At 49.8% G+C, this 23,169-nt stretch carries 19 protein-coding genes; 2 read left to right on the top strand and 17 right to left on the bottom strand.

What is annotated here, in order from left to right:
* Positions 1–209: 209 nt before the first annotated feature.
* The 6 genes from BM099_RS11795 to BM099_RS11765 all read right to left on the bottom strand — a co-directional run bounded on the left by BM099_RS11795 (position 210) and on the right by BM099_RS11765 (position 6,474).
* The gene (locus BM099_RS11795) at positions 210–671 is read right to left on the bottom strand and encodes a VOC family protein (RefSeq protein ID WP_090728322.1); all 462 of its coding nucleotides are present in this window, start codon (positions 669–671) and stop codon (positions 210–212) included.
* A 269-nt stretch (positions 672–940) separates the two neighbouring features.
* A complete protein-coding gene (locus BM099_RS11790) occupies positions 941–2,650 on the bottom strand; it encodes a cation:proton antiporter (RefSeq protein WP_090728321.1) in 1,710 nt (569 codons plus the stop codon).
* Between the two features lie 182 nt (positions 2,651–2,832).
* Complete coding sequence (locus BM099_RS11785) at positions 2,833–3,819, bottom strand: hypothetical protein (protein WP_090728320.1); 987 nt, start codon at positions 3,817–3,819, stop codon at positions 2,833–2,835.
* Positions 3,820–4,119: 300 nt separating this feature from the next.
* Positions 4,120–4,935 (bottom strand): DODA-type extradiol aromatic ring-opening family dioxygenase, encoded by an 816-nt coding sequence (locus tag BM099_RS11775; RefSeq protein WP_090728318.1) that lies wholly within the window; start codon positions 4,933–4,935, stop codon positions 4,120–4,122.
* 51 nt (positions 4,936–4,986) lie between these two features.
* Positions 4,987–5,934, bottom strand: coding sequence for a glutathione S-transferase family protein (locus BM099_RS11770; RefSeq protein WP_090728317.1), 948 nt, complete (start codon positions 5,932–5,934; stop codon positions 4,987–4,989).
* A gap of 63 nt (positions 5,935–5,997) precedes the next feature.
* Positions 5,998–6,474 (bottom strand): DoxX family protein, encoded by a 477-nt coding sequence (locus BM099_RS11765; RefSeq protein WP_090728316.1) that lies wholly within the window; start codon positions 6,472–6,474, stop codon positions 5,998–6,000.
* Positions 6,475–6,647: 173 nt separating this feature from the next.
* On the opposite strand from BM099_RS11765, the gene BM099_RS11760 reads away from it, so the two are divergent.
* Positions 6,648–7,547 carry a LysR family transcriptional regulator gene (locus BM099_RS11760; RefSeq protein ID WP_090728315.1) on the top strand — a complete coding sequence of 300 codons (900 nt, stop codon included), beginning with the start codon at positions 6,648–6,650 and terminating at the stop codon, positions 7,545–7,547.
* A gap of 7 nt (positions 7,548–7,554) precedes the next feature.
* On the opposite strand, the gene BM099_RS11755 is transcribed toward BM099_RS11760, so the two are convergent.
* The 10 genes from BM099_RS11755 to acnA all read right to left on the bottom strand — a co-directional run bounded on the left by BM099_RS11755 (position 7,555) and on the right by acnA (position 20,709).
* The gene (locus BM099_RS11755; RefSeq protein ID WP_090728314.1) at positions 7,555–8,847 is read right to left on the bottom strand and encodes a lipocalin-like domain-containing protein; all 1,293 of its coding nucleotides are present in this window, start codon (positions 8,845–8,847) and stop codon (positions 7,555–7,557) included.
* Positions 8,847–11,369 carry an ABC transporter permease gene (locus tag BM099_RS11750; RefSeq protein ID WP_177201160.1) on the bottom strand — a complete coding sequence of 841 codons (2,523 nt, stop codon included), beginning with the start codon at positions 11,367–11,369 and terminating at the stop codon, positions 8,847–8,849. Before BM099_RS11750 ends, BM099_RS11755 begins: the two co-directional genes overlap by 1 nt.
* Entirely contained in the window at positions 11,360–12,046 is a 687-nt protein-coding gene (locus BM099_RS11745) for an ABC transporter ATP-binding protein (RefSeq protein ID WP_090728313.1), read from the bottom strand. The genes BM099_RS11750 and BM099_RS11745 overlap by 10 nt, the downstream gene beginning before the upstream one ends.
* Before the next feature lie 255 nt (positions 12,047–12,301).
* Positions 12,302–12,706 (bottom strand): hypothetical protein, encoded by a 405-nt coding sequence (locus BM099_RS11740; protein WP_090728312.1) that lies wholly within the window; start codon positions 12,704–12,706, stop codon positions 12,302–12,304.
* A gap of 139 nt (positions 12,707–12,845) precedes the next feature.
* Complete coding sequence (locus BM099_RS11735) at positions 12,846–13,262, bottom strand: DUF4174 domain-containing protein (RefSeq protein ID WP_090728311.1); 417 nt, start codon at positions 13,260–13,262, stop codon at positions 12,846–12,848.
* 135 nt (positions 13,263–13,397) lie between these two features.
* The gene (locus BM099_RS11730; protein ID WP_090728310.1) at positions 13,398–14,948 is read right to left on the bottom strand and encodes a cryptochrome/photolyase family protein; all 1,551 of its coding nucleotides are present in this window, start codon (positions 14,946–14,948) and stop codon (positions 13,398–13,400) included.
* 53 nt (positions 14,949–15,001) lie between these two features.
* Positions 15,002–15,103: a DUF2256 domain-containing protein gene (locus BM099_RS11725; protein ID WP_090728309.1), complete on the bottom strand. Its 102-nt coding sequence runs from the start codon at positions 15,101–15,103 to the stop codon at positions 15,002–15,004.
* A 2-nt stretch (positions 15,104–15,105) separates the two neighbouring features.
* Positions 15,106–16,653, bottom strand: coding sequence for a DUF2235 domain-containing protein (locus tag BM099_RS11720; protein WP_090728308.1), 1,548 nt, complete (start codon positions 16,651–16,653; stop codon positions 15,106–15,108).
* Between the two features lie 225 nt (positions 16,654–16,878).
* Entirely contained in the window at positions 16,879–17,730 is an 852-nt protein-coding gene (locus BM099_RS11715; RefSeq protein WP_090728390.1) for a transglutaminase family protein, read from the bottom strand.
* A 249-nt stretch (positions 17,731–17,979) separates the two neighbouring features.
* Positions 17,980–20,709, bottom strand: a complete 2,730-nt coding sequence (gene acnA, locus BM099_RS11710) for an aconitate hydratase AcnA (RefSeq protein WP_090728307.1) — start codon at positions 20,707–20,709, stop codon at positions 17,980–17,982.
* A 373-nt stretch (positions 20,710–21,082) separates the two neighbouring features.
* On the opposite strand from acnA, the gene BM099_RS11705 reads away from it, so the two are divergent.
* Positions 21,083–22,279 (top strand): DEAD/DEAH box helicase, encoded by a 1,197-nt coding sequence (locus tag BM099_RS11705; RefSeq protein WP_090728306.1) that lies wholly within the window; start codon positions 21,083–21,085, stop codon positions 22,277–22,279.
* A 77-nt stretch (positions 22,280–22,356) separates the two neighbouring features.
* On the opposite strand, the gene BM099_RS11700 is transcribed toward BM099_RS11705, so the two are convergent.
* Positions 22,357–23,154: an EcsC family protein gene (locus tag BM099_RS11700; RefSeq protein ID WP_090728305.1), complete on the bottom strand. Its 798-nt coding sequence runs from the start codon at positions 23,152–23,154 to the stop codon at positions 22,357–22,359.
* Positions 23,155–23,169: the final 15 nt, after the last annotated feature.

Genomic DNA, 23,169 nt, shown 5'->3' with positions numbered 1-23,169 from the left:
AAATTCACCCACCATACTCAACAAACAATCACAAAAGATTGATCTTTTAAAGGATTATCAAAAGGTTAGTAATGAACAAAGCCGGGGCATAATTAACCCGCCTATTGCAGGCAGCAAAGGCATTTACTCTCATTTAAAAAATGAAAACTACGAAGCCTTAAAAACCTCACATCCTTGTGATAGCTCACTCATATGTGTTGACCGATATGTTATGCAAACATTGCATCGCAACGTTTCTGCATCTCGTCGAAAGATACATCCTCGATGTGCGACATAATATGCCACTTGTGTCCGAAGGGATCCAAAAACACACCCACACGTAAACCATAAAATTCATCTTTGACTGGCATTGTTCCTGTTGCACCTGAGTCAAGCGCAAGCTGGTAGGTTGCATCAACATCATCTACATACAGAGCGATGGTTACAGGGGTTCCGCCTAAAGTCACAGGGCTTGTATTACACCATTCGACATTCTCTTCAGCCAACATGAATTTGGCATCACCAATTTGCATTTCAGCATGTCCGATCACCCCACCTGGCATCAACAAACGACCGATCTCTTTTGCGCCGAATACCCGTGTATAAAACTGGATGGCGGTATCTGCACCTTTAATAATTAAATAAGGGGTAATACCATGTTCGCCTTTGGGAATAGGTTTTGAAGTTGTCATTTTCGCTCTCCTTTACAAGTTCGAGGATATGCTTTTATCAGGCCTTTCCCCTGCCTCGCAGTCACACTGAGCTACAAGACAATAAAACCAATAAAAGAGCAAACCCATGAATTTCTACAATAGCACTCTATAACCTTCCACTAAATAAAGTTAACCTAAAAACAATTGCGCGCATGAGACAATTCACTTTACATCGGGTGCAGGAGAGCAGGCCCTGGCGAGTGAGAATCAGACCGGCGCCGCCACAAACGTTAATATTCACTCGATGCTCATCTCTGCTTGTTATCCTCATTTTCCAGTACAGGCTTATAATCCCAATTGCGCACATCTTGTATTAGTTCTTCAACTTCTTCAGACGGAACTTCGAGTAACTGCAGGGCCATCTCGCCTAATCGCAGGCTCGCTTCAATTGTTTCCGGGTAGGCATAGCTGGCACCCGCCTTCAACAGACGCCCACTCATCTCAAGATCCTTGGCGCGCGCAATAACCGGAACTTGCGGGCAGATTCTGTCCAAAAAAGCAATCGCATTCAATGCTGTGTTGGGATTGCCAATGGTAAGCACGATGAGAGCGGCACGATCCAAGTGAATGACAGAGAGTAATTCCGGATCGGAAATATCACCAAAAGATACCTTATGACCCGTAGCTCTACCCTGCTTTACCCGCTCCGGATCCGTATCGAAGGCCACAAACGGAATACCCTTTGAATGCAATAACACACCAATAGTATGGCCTACACGGCCATAGCCGCCAATCACAACTTGCTGATCCGGAGAGTCCAGCGAATCCGGCATAGCTAAATCCTCACCAGGCCGTTTACCCGCCACCCATGCTGCAATAACGCCATTAAAGCGGATGAGCGCCGCACCCGCAATCAGCGAAAGTAGCACAGAGGTGATCAATATCTGGCCCAATTTCCCGTCGATCACAGAGGAGTCCAACGCAATAGCGATGAGCGCGAGACCAAACTCACCGCCCACGCTTAACAATAACCCGGTGCGCCAGGCAACCTGAATATCAATCCCGCTCTTGCGTACCATCCCAGCCACGATCAGTAACTTGCTGGTCAGGATGACCAATGCGCCGAGCAACGACCAATGCCAAATGGGCAGTATCGCGGCTGGCTCAATGAGCATCCCGATACCAATAAAAAATAGCCCCAGCAGCACATCACGGAAAGGACGTATGCTCGATTCAACCTGATGGCGAAATTCCGTATCGCCCAGCATCATGCCGGCAAGAAACCCACCGAATGCCAGAGACAAGCCCAGGCTGTTGGTGGCCCATGCCGCGAGCAATACGACCAACAGCACCGCCAGTGTGAAAATCTCCAGATTCATGCGTTTCGAAACCAGATGAAACAGGGGACCCAACAGCCAGCGTCCTGCAAAGAAAACCAGAGCGAATGCTACAACTGCTTTCACCAGCGCCCATACAAGGGCGCCCAGCAGCACATCGGCTGCCACTGAAACACCCAGCACAGGGATGATCACCAAAAAAGGAACGGCTGTGACGTCCTGAAATACCGACATGGCGACCCCGAGACGGCCATGCTGAGAGTTCTCTTCACCTTGTTCCTTCAACAGGCTGGCAATGATGATAGTCGAGGACTGGGCGAAGACAGCACCGAAGACGAACGCTGCAGGGACAGGCAACCCTGCGAGCCACACGAGTGTTCCAACAAGCAAGGTGGTGAGGAAAACCTGGGCGCTTCCCAACCCAAGAACCTGATGCCGCAGCGCATTCAATTGGGGTAATGAGAAACTAAGCCCGATCGTAAATAGCAAAAAGACGACGCCAAATTCTGCTAGCGATGAGAATTGCTGCAATGCAACCGTTGGCCCCAGCGTGTGTGGGCCAAGAATCACCCCCACTAGCAAATAGCCGAGACTGGTGGGTATCTGAAGGCGCTGAAAAGCCACAACGACAGCAATTGTCACGGCCAGCAAAAGGAGAATTTGTGTGAGATGTTCCATCATTAGTTGTCGTCCCTGTCAGGCCTGGCGCCGCCAGAACACTTAGGTCCAGCACCGCAAGGCTGCTTGTGGCTGGCCTTGTTAAACTTTTATTGCATATTTAGCTGCAGAGAATATATCCAAAGCTGCAAAGTACAGGGCAAGTCCCCTAATATTTTGCCCTTTAAAATCTTTCTTGAGAAGGCTCAGATGAATGAGGTGCTTTTTACCAGCGAGCCTGAATCTGAGTCCCAGCACCACATATTGTCGGGCGTTAAATGAACTCCGCCAATCCAACGATCTTGCTCAATGATTTCTAACCAGTTCCTTTTTCCGGAAAGAACGTCTTTACCCGCTTGGGTAAGAGACAATTCCTGATCAGGGCTCATTGGCAAAGTTAACTCCTTACCTTGGGGTAATTTAAGCAATGCTGGCGATGACGCTAAGAACTCGTGCAGTATTCCCCAAAAACTTGAATCCCCTAGAAACCTCCGATCTTCCGTCGCTTGGGATAAACCAAATATTCTCCCGGGACGTTTTTCGCCCTGTAGAATAATTTCGAGAGCTTTCTGTGCTGTCCGGGACAGGCCATTAACGCAACTCGGATATTCTTCTAACATCCTGATAATGGCCCCTTCCAGAAATGGCAATGCACTAGTATCCGCTTTCAATAAGGCACTCCACTTTTCAGGAGAGCCAGATCGAAAGGCTGCCCAAGCCTTACTGGCGAGCCTCAGGTGGCTTTCTGTAACAGCTTCTTCGTATTCAAATAAACCACTCATTTCATCTGGTGAGAGCATTCCCAAATATTGATCAACACAGATAATTGATAAGGCTGTTTCTTTACGTCTGTTTTGATTAAACCAATCGAGTATTTGCAATATCTGTAGTTGGTCATACAAATCATGTTCAAACCACAATATTATTTTTTCATATTCCTCAAATGAATTAAGCGTTTTATCTCTTTGAATGAAATGTTGTTTGATATGTTCAGGTTCTCCCCACCCCTGATCTATGATGAACTGCGCGCGCACTTGGGAAAGTTTTTCCAACGTAAGATCTGCTGGCACAGGTCCATCATGCAATACATCACGCCATGGTAGAAATACACCTGGAATATCTGCTTTTTCCATTATTTCAACAGCGCAATCACCATTTGTAATGTTTAGGATATTTATCACTTTGTTTTGCATTTACCATTGCACCGATACATCTTGGACTTTCAATGTCTCGCGATCAAAACCGATTGCCCAAAAAACTTTGTACTCACTCTTAGTATATTTTGCCTTGCATAGCGTAAATTTCGAGTCTTTTCTCATCAGGCATTCAATTGGCTCAATCCCTTCTAACACACCCATTTCATTTTCTATGTCCGTACACATATTTATATACATTTCTTCTGTAATTAGCAGCCCCCTGGGATCCCTAGGACTGCTCATTTGAGTCAGAGCGATTGCTTCTGCTCGTTTCAACCCGGCGTTTCAGTGGATAAATCAATCAAGCGTAGCCGTTCCCCAATAAAACATCCCCGATTTTTTCCCTAGGATCGTTGCCGAAATGTGACTATCACTGGGCTTTTCCGCGAGTCCGTAACAGACGTGTAGCGGCAGAAGGTGCTCCTCACGGGGATGACAAAACCGGGCGTAAGGTGCTCTATCCCAGTGGGTCAGTCGCTCCGCGCGCTCCGATTCCTCCATGCCAGCATCGCTACAGGTCTCCTCCAGCCAGTCTTCGAAAGCCTCGTTGCTGGCCTGAATCTCCGGAGTATTTGGCGCAAAGAACGCGCGCATGTTATGGAAAGAGAAACCGGAACCAATCACCAGTAGGTTGTCGTAATCCAGTGCCTGCAACGCACGACCGATCGCGAGGTGCGTGCTGGCATCCAGACTGCTCACCAGTGACAACTGCACACATGGAATATCCGCTTGCGGGTACATTAGTTTGAGCGGTACAAACAGACCGTGATCAAATCCCCGCTGATCATCGAGCCGCGCAGAAATACCAGCCTTTCTCAACGCTTCGTGGATCTGCACCGCCAGCGCAGGCTCACCGGGGCAAGGATGCCGGATCTCATAGGACTCCGGCGCAAAGCCGTAGTAATCGTAGATCAGCGGCGGATTAGTCCCCGAGGTGATGGTCGGTACAGATTCCTCCCAGTGGGCACTGATGACCAGTATGGCGGAGGGCTTGCGCAGCGTGGCAGCGATCTCCGTAAGCCGGTCCACCATTTCACTGTGGCCCGGATCCCCCAGCAACGGCATGGGACCACCGCCGTGGGAGATGAATAGAACGTCGGTATTGGTGCTCATGGCGGCGGTTCCTCAAGTTACGCTTAATGGTCAGGATTGCATCGATCAAGGTCAGATTTCACTGGGTCCCACCGGCACAATCCCAGTGGGATTCAGCGCCTTAATGGAGTAATAGCCTGCCTTGATATGATCAATATTTACCGTGCTTGCAACCCCCTCAAGCGCCAGGATTCGGCGCGTGTAGGCGTGCAGGTTCGGCATGGCCCTCAGGGTGTTTCGGTTGCATTTGAACAGCCCGTGATAAGCGGCATCAAAGCGCACAAGGGTCACGAACAAGCGCACATCGGTTTCCGTCAGACGGTCGCCGAACAGGTAAGCGCGCCCATCGTTCAGCCGCGATTCAAGTTCATCCAGCGCGGCAAACACTTTGCCGTAAGCTTCGTCATAGGCTTCCTGGCTGGATGCAAAACCGGCCTGATAAACACTGTTGTTCAGATCGGTGTAAATGTATTCGTTCAGGACGTTGATCTCGCCGGCAAGATCCTGCGGATAGAGGTCCGGCCCCTGATCCACAATCCCCGCGAAGGCGCTGTTCAGCATTCTCACGATATCCGCAGACTCATTATTAACGATGGTTTCGGTCTGCTTATCCCACAGCACCGGCACAGTGGCACGACCGGAGATCTGCGGATCCGCGAGGGTGTACAACTCATGCATGTAGCGCGCACCATTGAGTGCATCCTCGTCGACACCCGGGTAGCCGCCGAACTGCCAGCCCTGATCGGTCAGCCTCGGGTTGACGACGGTGACACTGATAACATCTTGCAAGCCTTTCAGCTCACGAACCATCAGCGCCCGCGACGCCCAGGGACAGATATACGCGACATACAGGTGATAGCGCCCTTTCTCAGCCTTGAACCCTCCAGAACCCGTGGGACCAGGCGCGCCATCCGGCGTGATCCAGTTGCGAAACGACGAGGTCTGGCGAATAAACCGTCCGTCTTCGTCTTTCGCCTGCACTGGCTGCCAATTCTCTTGCCACACACCGTTAACCAACATAATTAACCCTCCTGTAAGATGACACAAGCGCTCTCGACTCGTAAGAGCGCGTCAGTTCAATCGTTAGACGGTACGCTGCCCGTTTCCGGCACCAGCAAAACGCTCCAGCAGCACCTTATCCAGTGCGAAGCGTCCACCACCCTGAATTGCGAGGGCCAGCGTGACCACAAACAGGGTCAAAGCATACTCGTAGCCGTTGTTGGACATGAACAGGCCATTACCGATATGCACGGCGAAAATGGCGACCAGCATAGCGAAGGCCGTAACCAGCGCAGCCGGACGGGTCAGCAGGCCGAGCACCAGCGCCAGACCACCGAAGAACTCAGCACTACCGGCCAGCAAGGCCATCAGGTATCCCGGCTCAAGGCCGATGCTGGCCAACCACTGCCCGGTCCCTTCCAGACCATAGCCACCGAACCAGCCGAAGAGTTTCTGAGCGCCGTGAGCAGCCAGGGTCAGTCCAACCGGTACCCGTAAAATCAGTGCAGCATAACCGCCATTGGAATTGAATAAAGTCTGCGCAAGTTTGGAGTTCTTCATAGTTACCTCGAATTTTGATCTGTTGATTTGTTCTGAAGCCGCGCTTCAGAAGATGAACACACTTTACTATCACCGGATCAAAAGACTAAGATGCCAATTATTGCTTTATTATAAACAATATGTTGATAGTATTCGAAAGCCACTAAATAAAACCACAAAGACAGGACAAACCAATGGATCGTATCGAAACCATGCGCGCCTTCGTCACCGTGGTGAACGCAGGCTCTTTCACCCGCGCCGCCGACCGGCTGGAAATGTCCCCGCAACTGGTCAGCAAGTACGTTTCCCAACTAGAGCAACATCTGGGGGTACGACTGCTCAACCGCACCACCCGCAAGATCCACATGACCGAGGCGGGAGTGAGCTATCACCAGCGAGCGCAACAGGTACTGAACGACATCGATGACATGGAGAGCCAAGTCGGAGACCTGCAAAGCCAAGCTCAGGGGCTGCTACGTATCAGTGCGCCTGTGTCCTTCGCTATACGCCACATGGCGCCGTTCTTAAGCGAATTCCAGAAAGCGCATCCGGGCGTAGGCATCGATCTGCAACTGAACGACCGCAAGGTCGACGTCGTCGAGGAGGGGTTTGATATAGTGCTGCGGATCGGCCACCTGAAAAGCTCCTCACTGATCGCCAAACGGATCGCACCGGTACGGCTGGTGATGTGTGCCTCACCAGCCTACCTGAAACAACACGGCACCCCCCAACGCCCTGAAGATCTCAGCGGCCATCGTTATCTGCGCTACAGCTACATGGAGCTGGACGCCCGCCAGCCGGTGCATCGCTGGCTGCAAAGCAATAGCCAGAACAACAACAGCAACATGATCAGCAACAACGGTGATGTGCTTGTCGAAGCCGCCATCGCTGGTGCGGGCATCGTCTTACAGCCTACTTTTATTTCAGGCTCTGCAATCAAAGAAGGAAAGCTACAGGTCATCCTGCCGGAGTATGAACCTGAACCGATGGGGCTGTATGCGGTGTATGCACATCGCCAGTTACTGGCGAGCAAGGTTCGAAGTTTTATCGACTTTATACAAGATTTTTATGGTGATCCGCCCTACTGGGATTGAACTTCACCTATTCAGACTTTTGCCTGACCATGTCATATCCGGTCATTTCCAGATAGCCTTGGCCGCGGGGTGCTCCGCTTGCGGCGTCGCTCACGCTAACCGCACCTTCCCAGTAAAGCACCGAGGTATTCATCCAACGATTCGCTTGGCGTGCCACTATCTCCAGCTCGATATTCTGTTCCGGCAGCGTCAAACGCCAGCGCAACGGCACGCGATGGCCGGCGGCCTTGGCGCTTTCCAACGGCACAAGTGTTAACGTCGAAGCATTCAACGGCGTTACCTCGCCATCGGGCGAGATCCAGCTGCCGGAAAGATAATCGTCTTGGTTTGCGCCCCCGCCGCGCAGGCGAAAGGCCATCAGCCTGGCGCCGCTGTCCAGGTGCAGTGAAAACCAGTCCCAGCCGGTTTGACTGGCGCTCAGCAACTGACTACTCCACTCCCGGTCCAACCAGGCGCGACCACTGACCGCCACGTGCTCGCCCTCCAGCATTACCTCGCCACTGACTCGATAAAAGGGCTGGCTGTAATACATAGAGCCCTGCCCATCGGCCGATTTCTGGCTAAAGCCGCGAATGCCATGGCGCACCAGCGGGCCTTCGGCTTCCAGTTCAAGGCGATAGCCAAAGGGGCCATTTTCGTCCTTGGCCTGAGCGGTCAGGCGAAGGTGGTCCAGGGCATCGTCACCGGGATTCCTGGCCTGGCTTTCAAGCTGCCAGTCATCCAGCCAGGCACGAAAGGGTTGAGCCGTGACGCCAGCCTGCTGTGCTGTGTTTGGCAGTGGCACGCTAGCTCCCCGCGCGAAGCGTTCGGCGACGCGATGGTTCTCGCCGCGGGATAGCGCCATGTGTGCCATCCATATTTGATCCGTGGACCAAGGCTCTGCTTTATGCTCAGACTTGGGTTCGGCTTCGATCTTCGCTATTGGCTGCTGAGCCTGGCGGAACAGCGTCCACTGCATCCCCAACGGCTCGCCGTTGTCGTCTACCAGATTAGCCGTGAGATACCACCACTCGATACGAAAATCCGGGTGCGGGCCGTGATCCTCAGGAAAACTGAGATAGGTTGCAGAGCTTGCGTGAGCATAGCCTTGACTTGCAGCCCCCAGATTGGCAAAGCCAGCTCTGCCGCCACCGTTTACATCAGCACCACTATTTTTAGCGCTGTCCGCACGCTTAGCAGACTCAGTCACAGGCTGAGTTTGAGACCCGTGCTCAGAAGCGGGGCCGCAGGCGCCGAGCAGCAGCAGGCACAGCACAGATAAGCCTCGTATCAATGAGTTCAGGTGCCACTGATTGTTCATCAGGTATCCTCCTCGGCTAGCAGTGACCGGGGCGGCGTGCGCCACAGCTTGAGCATTGGCAGGCCCGCCGCCAGCAAGGCAACCAACACGGCGGTTATTAGCGTCAGGCTGATCTCGCCGGGGAAAATATAAAGCGGTAGCCGCCAACCGAAGGCGGCCACATTGATGCCCCACACCAGGCAGGCGGTAATAGCGATGCCCAGAGGAATAGCCAGTAGGCCCGTGATCAGGGCGGCTCCGGCCAACTGAGCCAACTGGATGCCAAGCAACTGACGCAGTGGCACGCCAATCGCCCAAAGTGCTGCCAGCCGTCGGCGTCGTTCCTGGGCCTGAGCCAGCAGCGTCGCCAGCAGCGCCAGCGCCGCCACACCGAGGGTCAGGCCATTCAACGCCCGTGTGATAGCAAAGGTGCGCTCGAAAATCTCAGTAGCCGTGGCCTTAACCTCCCGCTGGTCTCGCAAGCTATGCGCTGTCAGCTTGAAGCGCTCGATCAGCTGCTGGCTTAGCAAGCCCGCATCCTCGCCAGGATGCATCACAATGCCGATGGAGACAGGCGGCACCCTAAATAATTGCTGCAGTTGATGCGTGGCCAGCACCACCTCGCCGCGCGGGTTGCCGTAATCTGGGTAGATACCCACCACTGTTACCGATTCGACGCCGCCGGGCGTGGCCAGGCTTAATCGATCGCCTGGTGCGATGACCTCACCCCGGGCCAGCTGCTCATTGATAAAAGCGTCGCCGTGTTGTAATGCTTGCCAGGCAGCGTCCCGATCGCCAAGGGTGTTGAGCAGCGGCCAGTCAGCCATCAGTGTTTGCCCCGGCGTGATGCCAAAAACCGATAACGGCAGGCCCGGACGGCGGACGCTCTTGTCTGTTGTGTTGCTTGAAGTGATCTCAAGCAGCTGCGATGTGGCGTCGGCGGTGATCAGGCGCTCGTTGACCGCATCGCGCTGGGCAAGCCAGGCATCAATATCGGCGAACTGCGCCGCTGCCGGTCTGAGGTAAAGATCCGCCATCAGCCGCTGGTCGAGCCAGTCAAGGAAGGTCAGGCGAAAACCGCCAACCATGCTGCTGACGCCGAGGTTGGCAGACAGCGCAATCAGTAGCGCCATCATGGCCAGCGACAGCCGGGGCAGCTGCAGTTGCAAATCGGCCAGAGCCCACTGGGTGAGTGGCCAGCTGCGAGCCAAACGGGTTAAATGTGACAGCCCGCTGAGCAATAAGGACAGCACCAAGGCCAACAGCGGTGGTAGCCACAGGGCAGCGGCCAATATGATGGCCGCGACCAGTCCGAAGCCTCCGACCAGCCCCAAATCTAAGCCCTGCCCTTCGCGGGTGCTAAGCCATAGCAGCGCTACAGCCGACAGTGCAGCCGCCCCGCCCAGCAGAGTCTGCACCCGCAGCTGACGTTGAAAACCGGCTCGCCACGCCTGAGCCTGACCTAACCCCAGCAGACTGATGCGACTTGCCCGCCACAACACGCCACTGCCAGCAATGAACAGGCCGCCCAGCGTCACGCCAATACCGCCCAGCCAGTAATGCCACGGTAGGCTGAGCTTACCGCTAACGTCGGCGCCGTAAAGGCTTTGCAGAGTAGCGGCGACGTCTGGCAACAGCGTTTTGGCCAGCCACAGCCCGCTGACCAGCCCTGCCAGTGCGCCCAACAGCCCCAGCAGAACCAGCTCCAGCGCCATCAAGACAACTAACGTGCGGCCCGACACCCCAAGTGCACGTAGCGTGCGCAACAACCCCAGGCGCTGCTCCAGCGCCAGCCCCAGCGCCGCCTGAACGATAAACAGTCCGACAATCAGCGCCAGCAGCGCCATCGCAGTTAGGTTGAGATGAAAGCTTTGGGTCAACTGACCGGGGCTAGTCCGGGTATCGGCGCGAACCAGAGTGAATCCCCGGGGAGCCGCGGGTAGCGCATCCGCGGCGCTGACCAGCGCGGTGATCGAATCACCGGTAGTCAGCAGCTGTGCGACGATGGCGATATCCATCACCAGCGTATTTGGCGGCAATGCGGGCACATCAACCATTGGCGGAAACGGCGTGCCACTGTTCAGTGTCGGTTGGTTGCCCAGTTGGGCGCGGGTATCCGGCGCCAAGCGGGTCTGCCAGGGCGGTGTGATAAAGCCCTGCAGCCCACCAGACGCTCGGGTGCGGGCCAGCGAACTATCACCGGGCAAGGTGAGCGGATCGATACCGATGAGAGTGAGTTTCTCGCCGCTGTCGGTAATAAGCTCACCCTCAATGAGCGGCGACACCAGCACGCCTGCGCGGCGCAGCTGAATGAAGTCATCCCGGGTCAGTGTTTGACCATCCTCACGTTCGAGACGATCAAAGCCGCTACCCAGCAGCGCCTCAGCCCGTGCATAGTTGTCACGCGCCGAGGCATTGATGGCCTGTACACCGCTCCATAGCGCCCCGGCAACCCAAAGGCCCATTAATAGCATGGCCAACTGACCAGGATGCCGGCGATAGTGCGATAACAGCGTCGCCAGCGCAACGCCGATCAAGCGCATGGCAAGTGGCTCTCGGCGGATTCGGCCAGTAGCTGGCCACGGCGCAGGATCAAGCGACGATCCAGCGGGGCGGCTACTTTGAGGCTGTGCGTCACCATCAGCAGACTACTGCCGCTTTCGGCGACCAGCTCCAGCAGCAGCTCGAGCACCGTCTCGGCGGTAGTTTCGTCAAGGTTGCCAGTGGGCTCATCGGCCAGCAGCAGCGCTGGGCGAGGCGCCAGCGCGCGACCAATGGCTAAACGCTGTTGCTGACCACCAGACAGCTGCTCGGGATAATGGCTCTCGCGTCCTGCCAGGCCCAGTCGCTGCAGCAATCTGGCTGACCACGCCGGATCTTCACGCCCCGCCAGTCGGGCCTGCAGGCGCAAGTTGTCAGCCACGTTGAGGCTCGCTACCAAATGAAATTGCTGGAACACCAAACCGAGAGTCTCGCGTCTGACGCGCGCCCGGCCGGGTTCATCCAAGCTGGCCAGTGACTGCTTGCCGATGCATACCTCGCCCCGGTCAGGCAGATCGAGTCCCGCGGCCAAGTGCAACAGCGTCGACTTACCGCTGCCCGATTCGCCCATCAGCGCCAAGCTTTCACCGGCGCGAAGCTGCAGGTCCACGCCTGACAACACACTTAGCGGCCCCTGAGGGGTCGTATAGGTCTTGTGGACATCGCGAAACTCGAGCATAGCGGACTCCGTGTTGCGTAAAGCCACAATAGTGGCATAAATTCCTGGCCGTCCCCAACTGCCGCGATGAAGTGATGTGTTGCGTTCAAGCAATAGGGACAAAGGGTCAGGTTTTATCTCAAACAATATAGATAGTGATTATCCATAAGACTGCAGGCATGACACGGCCAAAAAATGACTCAACCTATCCAAAGCTGCAAGATGCAAGATCTGCCCCCAGCACAACTTCACTAGCAACTTAGCCCCCTAGCAACATCAGGGCTTTGGTGTCCATTTTGCTATCGAAAACAATATGCCAACCGCTATGCAGACTATAGAGTAAACAATTGAAACAACCTCAACCGTATCATTAGCAACAACAAAGAGATCAAAAATGTAAAGGACGTTATCGACGGCAAACAACGTGAAAGGAATGGTAATGGCGCCAAGATAGTACAATATTGGATCTCCCTTGCATTGAACGGACAGTGATACTGCGAAAACTGCCAAAGCGCAGAGCCCAAGAATGAACCCTATTCCGAGGGGCCCTAGTATCATGAAAAGCAAAAGAAGAAACGCCTCCTGCCCTAACGCGATTTCGAATAGGGTGAGTAGCAGTATGCTAAGTCCCAGAGCAGTGAACAACGCATATGCCTTTTTTTGTTTTCTAATATCTGTCATCTTGTAGGTACACTCCTAATGCCCGTATTTGAGGCTGGTTTGAAGCGCAACGAAAAACCAGTCCGCCAACATTCACCTGATACTTGTTCAGCCTTATCCTGAAGATCTCGACATCGGTGTTTAATACATACCGAACATGTCAATTCTGCATTTCTCTTTGACGCATGGGCATTGCGTCAATTTCTAAGAATATTCCCTCTAAGTCCAGACGGTCTTGCCAGGACTTTACGTCCCCATCTTTACCTATCAAGATGACCTGACCCTCCCTCATTTTATATCTGTCGCGAGTATTATTTAACAAATCCTCTGACAAGGTGCCCGAGTAGTTAGAGAAAGCGTGATCGCCTTTGATTATTAGCCAGACTATGTCTCGGTCATTGATTTCAATTATATTTTTTTCAAAAGCAGCCAAAATACTCTCTTCGTTCTGAACATCATTAACCAGAATAATCCTATTGTCCCATTTCAAACTGGTGAGGTCAGAAAGCATAGGCAGCTCATTACTATTCACTGAAATACTAAATAAGAGAAAAATAAATTGAGTCAAGTACTTCATATTTAACTCCAAGAAGCTAATAACCAAATATAAAACAATCCTGAAATTACTATGTACGTAATTTTAATACGCACAATCAACAAAAAAGGATCATCTCACCTACAAATCAGAAAATTCAAAAGTAGATTCAAAAATTTAGAGTTTATCTAAATCATTTAATAACTCAGCGGCTTTATTTCTAATCTCAATCTTCTGCGCTTCTTCCATTTTATTCCAGTTGCGGATAGGAAAACTCATTCTCTGATTTGCCGAAAACTTATCATAATGCTGGTCAATGAAATTCCAATACAGACTATTTAACGGGCAGGCATTGTTGCTGAGTTTTTCTTTCACGTTATAGTGACAATTTTTGCAGTAGTCACTCATTTTGTTAACGTAGTTACCACTGGCCGCATAGGGCTTCGTGGCAATCCAACCACCGTCAGCAAAAAGTGCCATGCCGCGAGTATTGGGTAATTCCACCCATTCAATAGCGTCTATATATATGCCTAAATACCATTCATCGACTTGACCAGGTGCCAGCCCTGCCAGCAAAGCGAAATTTCCGGTAATCATCAATCGTTGAATGTGGTGCGCATAAGCATGTTCAAGCGATTGCGAAATAGCGCTCTTTAAACAATCCATTTTGGTATCACTACTCCAAAACCAAGCAGGTAGGTTTCGTTTGGCATCCAAAAAGTTTTGTTCCGCATAGTTGGGCATATTAGCCCAGTACATCCCTCTCACATATTCTCGCCAGCCTAAAATCTGCCTGATAAACCCCTCTATTTGCGGAAGAGTAATTTTTCCCTCTGCATCTTGATAAGTATTTAATGCTGCTTGAATCACTTCCATTGGGCTTAACATCTTACAGTTAAGTGAAAAGCTAAGACGAGAGTGATATAAACTCCATGCGTAAGGGGACGCTACCGTCATTGCATCCTGGAAATTTCCAAAGTTAGCCAGTTGGTGCTGACAAAAATAGTCCAGCAATACCAATGATTGCTCACGATTAATAGGGTACGACACGCTTGACGCAACATGCCCTATCGTTTGAATATTGTGTTTTTTTATACGCTCTAAGTAAGCATCAGCAGAATTTTCAAACACCAGCGGCTTAGGAATAAACTTAAGGTCAGATTTTTTAAATGATTGACGATTATTAGCATCAAAGTTCCATGCACCACCCGCAGGCGCCTTACCATCCATTAAAATAGAAAAGCGCTTGCGCATATAACGATAAAATTTTTCCATTCTTACATGAGTATCGGCTTTAAAATGATTGGATAGCTCATCAAAAGGTAATAAAAAATGTTCACTGTCTGCTTCAAATACAGGTAAATCTAACTGATCAGATAAGCCAGTTAATTGTGCCCGTAACCTGAATTCATCAGGCCGTTGATAAGCAAAGGTTTCACTGGCATATTCAGACACTAATGTGTGTATGAGTTGGTTAATATCTTGATATTGGGCGGTATCATCTAAGGTTAAGTAACAAACACGATGCCCTTTACTTTCAAGGTACTTAGCCAAGTGAGCCATGGCCGAAAAGAATGCTGTTATTTTTTGAATATGATGCTTGGTATAAGTTGCTTCTTGATGCAGCTCAGCTATGACATAAATAACATCCGAGTCAACACATTCAAACCAACTGTGCGTAGGATTAAGCTGATCGCCCAATATAAGCCTGAGATGCTTTGCCTGCATTAACTTACCTTTCTGTTAATCGAACTTTTACATCGTCGGCATCGCTCTGAGCATTACAAAACACTTCCCCAGCAGTTTTCCCATTTCTTGCGCCATACAAAATCTTTGTTACAAGTAAGGCAACTTTTATGAGGTAATAATAGTTTTTTATGCATTGCTAAGAGATACGCTTCACCGTCAATTGCACACTGCCTGAATTATTCTCATACAGGCTCCAAACATCATTTGGAAAACAGTATAAATAACCGGCGTTTTTAATCTCTAGTGGTGTTTTGTTGTACTGCGCCAACTCGACATATTGATGAGGGCATGGAGTGCCATCATTTGCCACCACAGCTTGTTTGCCGTCATCGTTAGCAATAGCCCCCACCAAGGTAAACCAATTTAAATTTTCCACACGTTTAGTCAGCAAAAAGTCCGTGCAGTTATTGTCGGTTAATCGTTGGTAGGCGTTTTCAAAAGAGCCTAAAAAAGAGCCGGCCGAGCGAATAATGTCGCCAATCGTTAATTTGTCATCCTGGGTGCCCTTCCAGTCACAGACATCATTGCTGTCTTTCCATTCGCCGGTGGCTGAAAATAGATAAGACTGTCCCTTCTCCAGAAATAAGCCCGTTTCATTCCAACGCGTATCGGCAAACACATCGATGGTGACTTGTTCGCCCACTTTCAGTTGTTGAGTGGGGTGGTAACTTGGAAAGTTAATGGGTGAAACTTCCTGACGCTTCAGAACACTTGCATCAAAACTCGCTTTATTGGTTTCGGCAATTAAACCAAAACTGCGAGGCCGTGAACGCATTTTTGAAAACAGTCCGCGGTAAGAGTTATGGATATACCCAACAGGGTTGCCACCCAGACTTTCGACGGCCTCTTTTCTAAAGATCAGCCCAATCGATTCGCTCTCTTTTATCATCCAGCGCAGGGCGATATCCGATATATCGGTATTGGCATAGCCGCCACCGACATCCGAATGCACACCCGGAAACCAAACCTCTTTAGCGTCTTTATGTTTGGCTGCATTATCCCAACGGGTGACCGTAAAACTGGAACGCCTTTCATCCAGCGCCATCGCGTGTCGGGCAGTTTTAATGTGTTTACCCAGTAGCGTGTTATGAAATTCCCACTTGGTTTTATCGTCGAGGATATTTAATATTTCTAAGTCATTAGGTACGCCTAACGCACCCACAGTATCCCACGCCCCGACAAATTGGATATCCACCGCTTTGCCTTGATTAAAAAAACGATAGTCCGCCTTTGCCCAGCTGGCCTGTTTGGAGTTTTTAACGCGGTAGCCTTTATCGTAAGCACGATGCACGCGCTCCCAGGACGCTTTTGAGTTGACTCCTGTAAGGTCTAACAAACCCTTTGCGATAAAACCGGCAAGCGAGCGAACCACAAACGCCCCTCGACTGAATCCGTAAAGATAAATCTCGTCCCCCTCTTCATAGTGAGAGGCTAGCCAGTGATAGGCACTGCAAATGTGCCGGGAAATACCTGCCCCAACCGCACCACCAGCAAATTTCTTAATTAACCCGCCTTCACCGCCTACTCCCGGGTGGTAGTAACGCAATTGGGCAACATTGTTGTCATGATCGTGAGGACTGATCGAGTTAAAAATTTTAACTACATTGGTGGGTGACAGTATGCCGTTATCTTCTTGTTCGGGGTTGTTCCAAGTACCGTCACAGCAAACAATTAACCGTTTCATGGTTGAGTCCCTCTTCAAGTATCCATTAAAAATCAATGTTCCATACTTGGATAAAACGCAAAGGGTCAGGTCGAGACATCACCCACCCCCATGTGAATTACCCCCTAAAGATAATACTCTTTAAATTTATAAATCGAACACAAATCACTCAACATATCCAAAGCTGCAAAATGCAAGACTTGCCCCCTAGGGTTCTTTCAAGTCCTGACCCCTAGGGGGCTTCTTTTAGAGTTTGCTTACCCAAACACCTACATCAAGTTTTGACTTAGCGGAACCAGCGTAAGACCCGGATATAGGAGGGACAGCTTCAGCCAATCGCGATACGGCTACGGGTATATGATCCGTTCCGACAATATCGCCGATCGTCGGGTCAAAGCCTTTCCAGCCTCCCCCGGGTAGATAAACCTCAGCCCATGCATGAGTGGATCCAATCTGACTGGACATAAGCGGCGCATGTAAATATCCGCTGACAAAACGGGAGGCAAGGCCCAGGCACTTAACTGCCTCCATAAAGAGCAAGGCAAAATCACGACAAGAGCCAGAACCGAGCGACAGTGTTTCCTCGGCAGATTGGACTCCGGGTTCTTCTCTGACCTTGTAAACCAGTGTTTTGTTGATAGTTTCAGTAAGCCGCTGAAGTAACGTATAGGTTTGAACCTGCTCTCCCGACTTCCAGACCTGAAATATCCAGTTATTTAAAAGCTCTCGCGTCTTTTGATCTGGCAATACACGATAGGGTGACAATAAAAACTGGTCTCCCTCAGTATAAGAAAAAGGATAATTAATAGCATAATCGGCCACTATAAAATCCAATGGAGATTCATTGTATTGCTGAATAATAACTTCACTTTCAACCGTGAGCTGCTGGGCTGGGCCAGTAAAATTAGCGATGGCAACTGAATTGTCTTCAACATCCCGATGCCAATATATTTGCGCATCGGGTGTAACCTTTAGCACAAAAGACTCGATACGCAGGTCATGACCTTCGCGGGGGCGCAACAGTAAATGATGCGCGCCAAGCGTCACAATATCCGTATAATTGTAATAAGTACGGTGAATGATTTTATAACGTTTCATAATGACCCCGAAATGGAATTTTTTATTACTTAAGGGATCTCTGAATAAATCCCATAAAATCATGTAAAGTCTAAAGCATCATACCCCAAGCGCACTTTGTAGGGGGAAAAACAAAAACACACAAAGCGTCATATTTGGTCCCTCAGGTTCGCAAAGCATTGTAAGCTCCATTTGGAAACGCTACGAGATATAGGCCAGCTCATCACCAAAGTGACGATCTGGCCTTATAGTTAGTTTAACGTTACTGCTTTAACTTTCGGTTGCAAGAGTCCGTAATACATAGTGCAAAATACCACCGTGCTGGTAATAGCCCCACTCACTTTCAGTATCTATTCTTACTTTAAGCTCAAAATTAACGATCTTACCGTCTGTTTTCTTTGCTTGGGCTTTAATGTATTCAGGCTTACCATCTAAGCTACTGAAACTAAAAATCTCAATGCCCTCTAAGCCTAAAGATTCAGCACTGTCGCCCGGCAAATACTCTAGTGGGAGCACGCCAAAACCGACTAAATTGGAACGGTGGATTCGCTCGTAACTTTGCGCAATGACTGCTTCGATACCGAGTAATTTTGTGCCTTTGGCAGCCCAGTCCCGGCTTGAACCTGTACCATATTCTTTGCCCGCCAACACCACCAGTGGTGTTTTGTTTTTTTGATAGCGCATTGCGGCATCGTAAATACTGGTCACTTCGTCATTTGGGAAGTAACAGGTAAAACCACCTTCAGTTTCTGGCGCTAACTGATTACGCAGACGTGTATTAGCGAAGGTACCGCGCATCATCACTTCATGATTACCGCGCCGTGAACCCAAGCTATTGAAGTCTTTAACTGCAATACCCTGGCCCTGCAAATAATGGCCCACAGGACTGTCGGCTTGAATAGCACCTGCCGGTGAAATATGGTCGGTGGTAATAGAGTCACCTACTTTAACAATACAACGGGCGCTTTTTATCGTCGGCAACTCAGGCACATTACGAGTAATACTCTCAAAAAACGGAGGGTTTTTAACGTAAGACGATTCAGGCCAGCTATACGTTTTACCTTCAGGCACAGGCAGTTCCCGCCATTGTTCAGTGCCTTCGAATACGTCTTGATAGCGCGACTTAAACATTTCAGCAGACACCGAACTGGCTATCAAATTGCTGACTTCCTGAGCGGTGGGCCAAATATCTTTTAAGAATACTGGCTTGCCCTCATGATCATGACCCAGAGGTTCCTTGGTTAAATCTTTTGTCATAGTACCTGCTATGGCATAAGCAACCACTAACGGTGGTGATGCCAGGTAGTTGGCACGCGTATCCTGATGAATTCTGCCTTCAAAATTTCGGTTACCGGACAGCACCGAACTGACCGTGAGTTTACCTTTATGGATTGCATCACTAACCACCTTCGGGAGAGGGCCTGAGTTGCCAATACAGGTGGTGCAACCAAAACCCACTACATCGAAGCGCAGTGCCTGAAGATCATCTAATACGCCCGCTTTCTCTAGATAAGCAGGAACAACCTGAGAGCCCGGTGCGAGCGACGTTTTAACCCATGGCTTGGTGGTTAACCCGCGAGCTCTTGCTTTTTGTGCTACTAACCCCGCAGCGATCATCACAGCCGGGTTAGACGTGTTTGTACAAGAGGTTATCGCTGCAATTACCACGTCACCATGTTGAAGGTAGTGAGTGTTGCCATCAATTTCTATTTCTACTGCACCTAACACAGGTTGATTGCCAATGGCGGTTGAACCTCCTTCATTGGCAAATCGACTGAGTGTGTCGTTATCAAGCTCAACGCCTTGTAATTGCATATGCTCAAGGAAGGCCCGTTTCGCATCAGTGAGCGCTATTTTGTCTTGAGGGCGCTTAGGACCCGCAATGCTAGGCACAACCTCTGCTAAATCAAGTTGTAAGCTATCAGAGTAGTTTGCGGGTGTAGCACCCTCTTCGCGCCACAGGCCTTGCGCTTTGGCGTAGGCTTCAACAATTCGAATCTGGTCTTCTTCGCGACCACTTAAGCGCATGTAGGTAAGTGTTTCATCGTCAATCGGGAATATGCCGCAAGTAGCACCATATTCAGGTGCCATATTGGCGATGGTAGCGCGATCAGCTACGGGCAGATTGGCAAGACCATCACCATAAAACTCAACAAATTTACCGACGACGCCTTTCTCGCGTAAGGTTTTGGTTACCGTTAATACGAGGTCGGTTGCTGTTGCGCCTTCATTCAGAGATCCTTTGAGTTCAAAACCTATGACCTCGGGCAGCAACATGCTGACGGGTTGTCCTAACATGGCAGCTTCAGCTTCAATGCCACCAACGCCCCAGCCAAGCACGCCAAGACCATTAATCATGGTGGTATGTGAGTCAGTACCGACTAAGGTGTCTGGTAGCAAAAACGTTTCGTCCTCTTTTGTTTTTTGCATAACAACATGCGCGAGATATTCAAGGTTAACCTGATGCACGATACCCGTACCCGGTGGCACTACACGAAAATTAGAGAATGCTTTTTGCCCCCAACGTAAAAACTGATAACGCTCTTTGTTGCGTTCAAACTCAATAGCGGTGTTCTTGCTCAAGGCGTCTGTTGAGCCATAGAAGTCGACCATCACCGAGTGGTCTATTACCAGATCCACAGGAACTAATGGATTGATTTGGTCTGGATCGCCATCGAGTTTAATCATAGCATCGCGCATTGCTGCTAAATCGACGATTGCAGGTACACCGGTGAAATCTTGTAACACCACTCGTGCTGGTGTAAATGCAACTTGTTGCTGGGACGGCGTTTTAGCATCCCAGGCACATAAGGCTTCAATATCTTGTTTGTGAGTATGATGACCATCCTCATTTCGTAACAAGTTTTCGAGTAAAATCTTCATGCTATAGGGAAGCTTTTGCACAGCATCCTGGTTTGGCAAGCGGCTAATATCGTATATTGAAAAAGTTGACTGGTTAACTTCTATGGTGCGTTTAGTATTAAAGCTATTGTTGCTCATGTGTCTGAACTCCTTACTTATATACATTAAACCTGGTCTATCAAGAAGAACAAAAGGTCAGGCCTTGCATCTTGCAGCCATTCTAATTGATCGACTGTGCGCCGAATAACTTACACCGCTGATCCCACCCAAGTAATCACCGACACATCTCTATCTTTGCATTTCTCATCATAATATGTGAGCTCTTTTCTGAACCATCGATTAAAAATCACACGACCGCATGTAAAGCTACAATATGCAAGACCTGCCCCTGGACCCCCGACGCACTAGATTATCGCCCTTCCACAATTTGACATTATTCAACGTACCGCAACCCAAACCCTTACTGCTATACTTCGCCCTATTCTCCTTATCACGACCTATCTGAGCCTCTATGCCATTTTCAAACCTTGGATTGTGTAATCCTATTCTACAAGCGATTGAAGACTTGGGTTATATAGCCTTTACTCCTATCCAGAACCAAGCCATTCCCATCATTCTTTCTGGTAAAGACCTGATTGCCACCGCTCAAACCGGAACAGGCAAAACCGCCGCGTTCGTTCTACCGATTTTAGAGATCTTTAACAAAGAGCGTACATTGCGTGGTAAACGCATACGCGCGCTTATCCTGACCCCGACACGTGAATTAGCGGTTCAGGTTGCTGCGAGTGTTGCTGCCTACAGTAAACATCTCAACCTTAGCTCCCTGGCGGTTTATGGCGGTGTTGATTCTGAGGCCCAAAAGCAGCGCTTAATCGAAGGCGTTGATATTTTAGTGGCGACACCGGGCAGGTTGCTTGATTTAGCTCATCAGCGGGCACTGCATTTTGATGAGCTTGAAATACTGGTATTAGATGAAGCGGACAGAATGGTAGATATGGGTTTTGTTGATGATATCTATAAGATCATTGACCGCTTACCCAAAGCCCGTCAGAACCTATTGTTTTCGGCAACCATGAGCGACGACGTTCGCGCCCTCGCCTTTGAATTTTCTGATAGCAAAACGAGCAGTCCAGCCGCTGAGATATCGACTTCACCCAAAACCACAGCGGCAGCCACTATAAACCAGTGGTTAATCACGGTAGATAAAGACACAAAGTCCGCATTGTTGAGTCATTTAATTAACGAGCAACAGTGGGATCAGGCGCTGATTTTTATCGAGAAAAAACACGGTGCCGCCAAACTGGTCGCGCAGCTTGCAAAACGCGGTATTCAAGCCGAGGCCATTCATGGTGATAAAAGCCAAGCCATGCGGGAAAAGATTTTGGCCGACTTTAAGTCTGGCAAACTAAAATACTTAGTCGCCACAGGGGTTGCCGCCCGCGGTTTAGATATTGGTGAGCTGAGTCGCGTTGTTAATTACGACCTACCCTTTAAACCAGAAGAATATATCCACCGCATTGGCCGAACGGGTCGTGCGGGTGCCACAGGTGAAGCCATCTCGTTTGTTGCGATGGGCGATTTTAAAAACCTATGCGCCATTGAAAGCCGTTTAAACCATATAATTGACCGCAAAGAAATTGAAGGTTTTCCGGTAAGAAAAGTGGTGCCCGTTTCAATTTTGAATTATGTGCGCAAAAGCGAACGGTAATCTAAAGTCACATCAAAACCTAAAAAAGTGCACATGGAAGTTCACATAGGGTAAGGTCTAGCGAGTGTTTTGATTTGTCAGCCAAGCTTGGGCAATTCTTGATAGACTTTCTGCACTAGGTCTTTACCATGCTTACGTTCCAAACGCCGTACAACAAAATGTCCTTTAGCCATATCCTGAAAATGATCCATGAATACTGTATTAATGATGGCGCCTCCTGCAGCACCAATGGCAGGCAAGGCCTGAGCAGCTGCCTTTTGAGTTATTTGTACGCTAAATCTCTCTGCAACCTTGGCAATAAATCTAATTAAAAAAGGAGCGCCCTCCTCAGTAATGGTTTTAGCTGTCAAAAATTCTGCTGCATCTGCTATCGACTTAGCTAAAACAGCTCTAACTGCATAGTATCCACTCTCGGTTCCATCATCAGATTCACTAGGTCCGCCAAGTGCAAAAACTTCAAGGCAGGCAAGCTTAGCCTCTATTTCCGAGATTGACTCCCCTTCACTCCTGGCAATGTCCGCAATTGACCTAAGCATGATGGTGGTCGAAATAGGCAGTTCTACAGCGATAGCGGCTATCCCAAAAAAACCACCCACCCCGCCCGACGCAGCAACGCCTAATTTGTGCCATATATTTGATGATGATTCTCCGGGAAGGTCTTTCATGGTAAAAATTGCAGCGTCTGAAGCTTTCATTAATGCCGTTTTAGTGACGTCACCAATGCTTGCTTTCCAATTATCAGGCAGTAAACCAAGACCTTTTTCTATTGGTGTACCAATAAAATTGGTGACCTTTGCTGCGACTCCGGGGTTTTCCAACAGGTTCTTTGCAGATTGAAGCTCTTTCCTATCACTTTCGGGGAATGCTATTTCCATGTTTTATCATCACTC

This window comes from Neptunomonas qingdaonensis (assembly GCF_900113275.1).
In the GTDB taxonomy this organism is placed as follows: domain Bacteria; phylum Pseudomonadota; class Gammaproteobacteria; order Pseudomonadales; family Balneatricaceae; genus Neptunomonas; species Neptunomonas qingdaonensis.
This window is presented reverse-complemented; position numbering and strand designations above follow the sequence as displayed.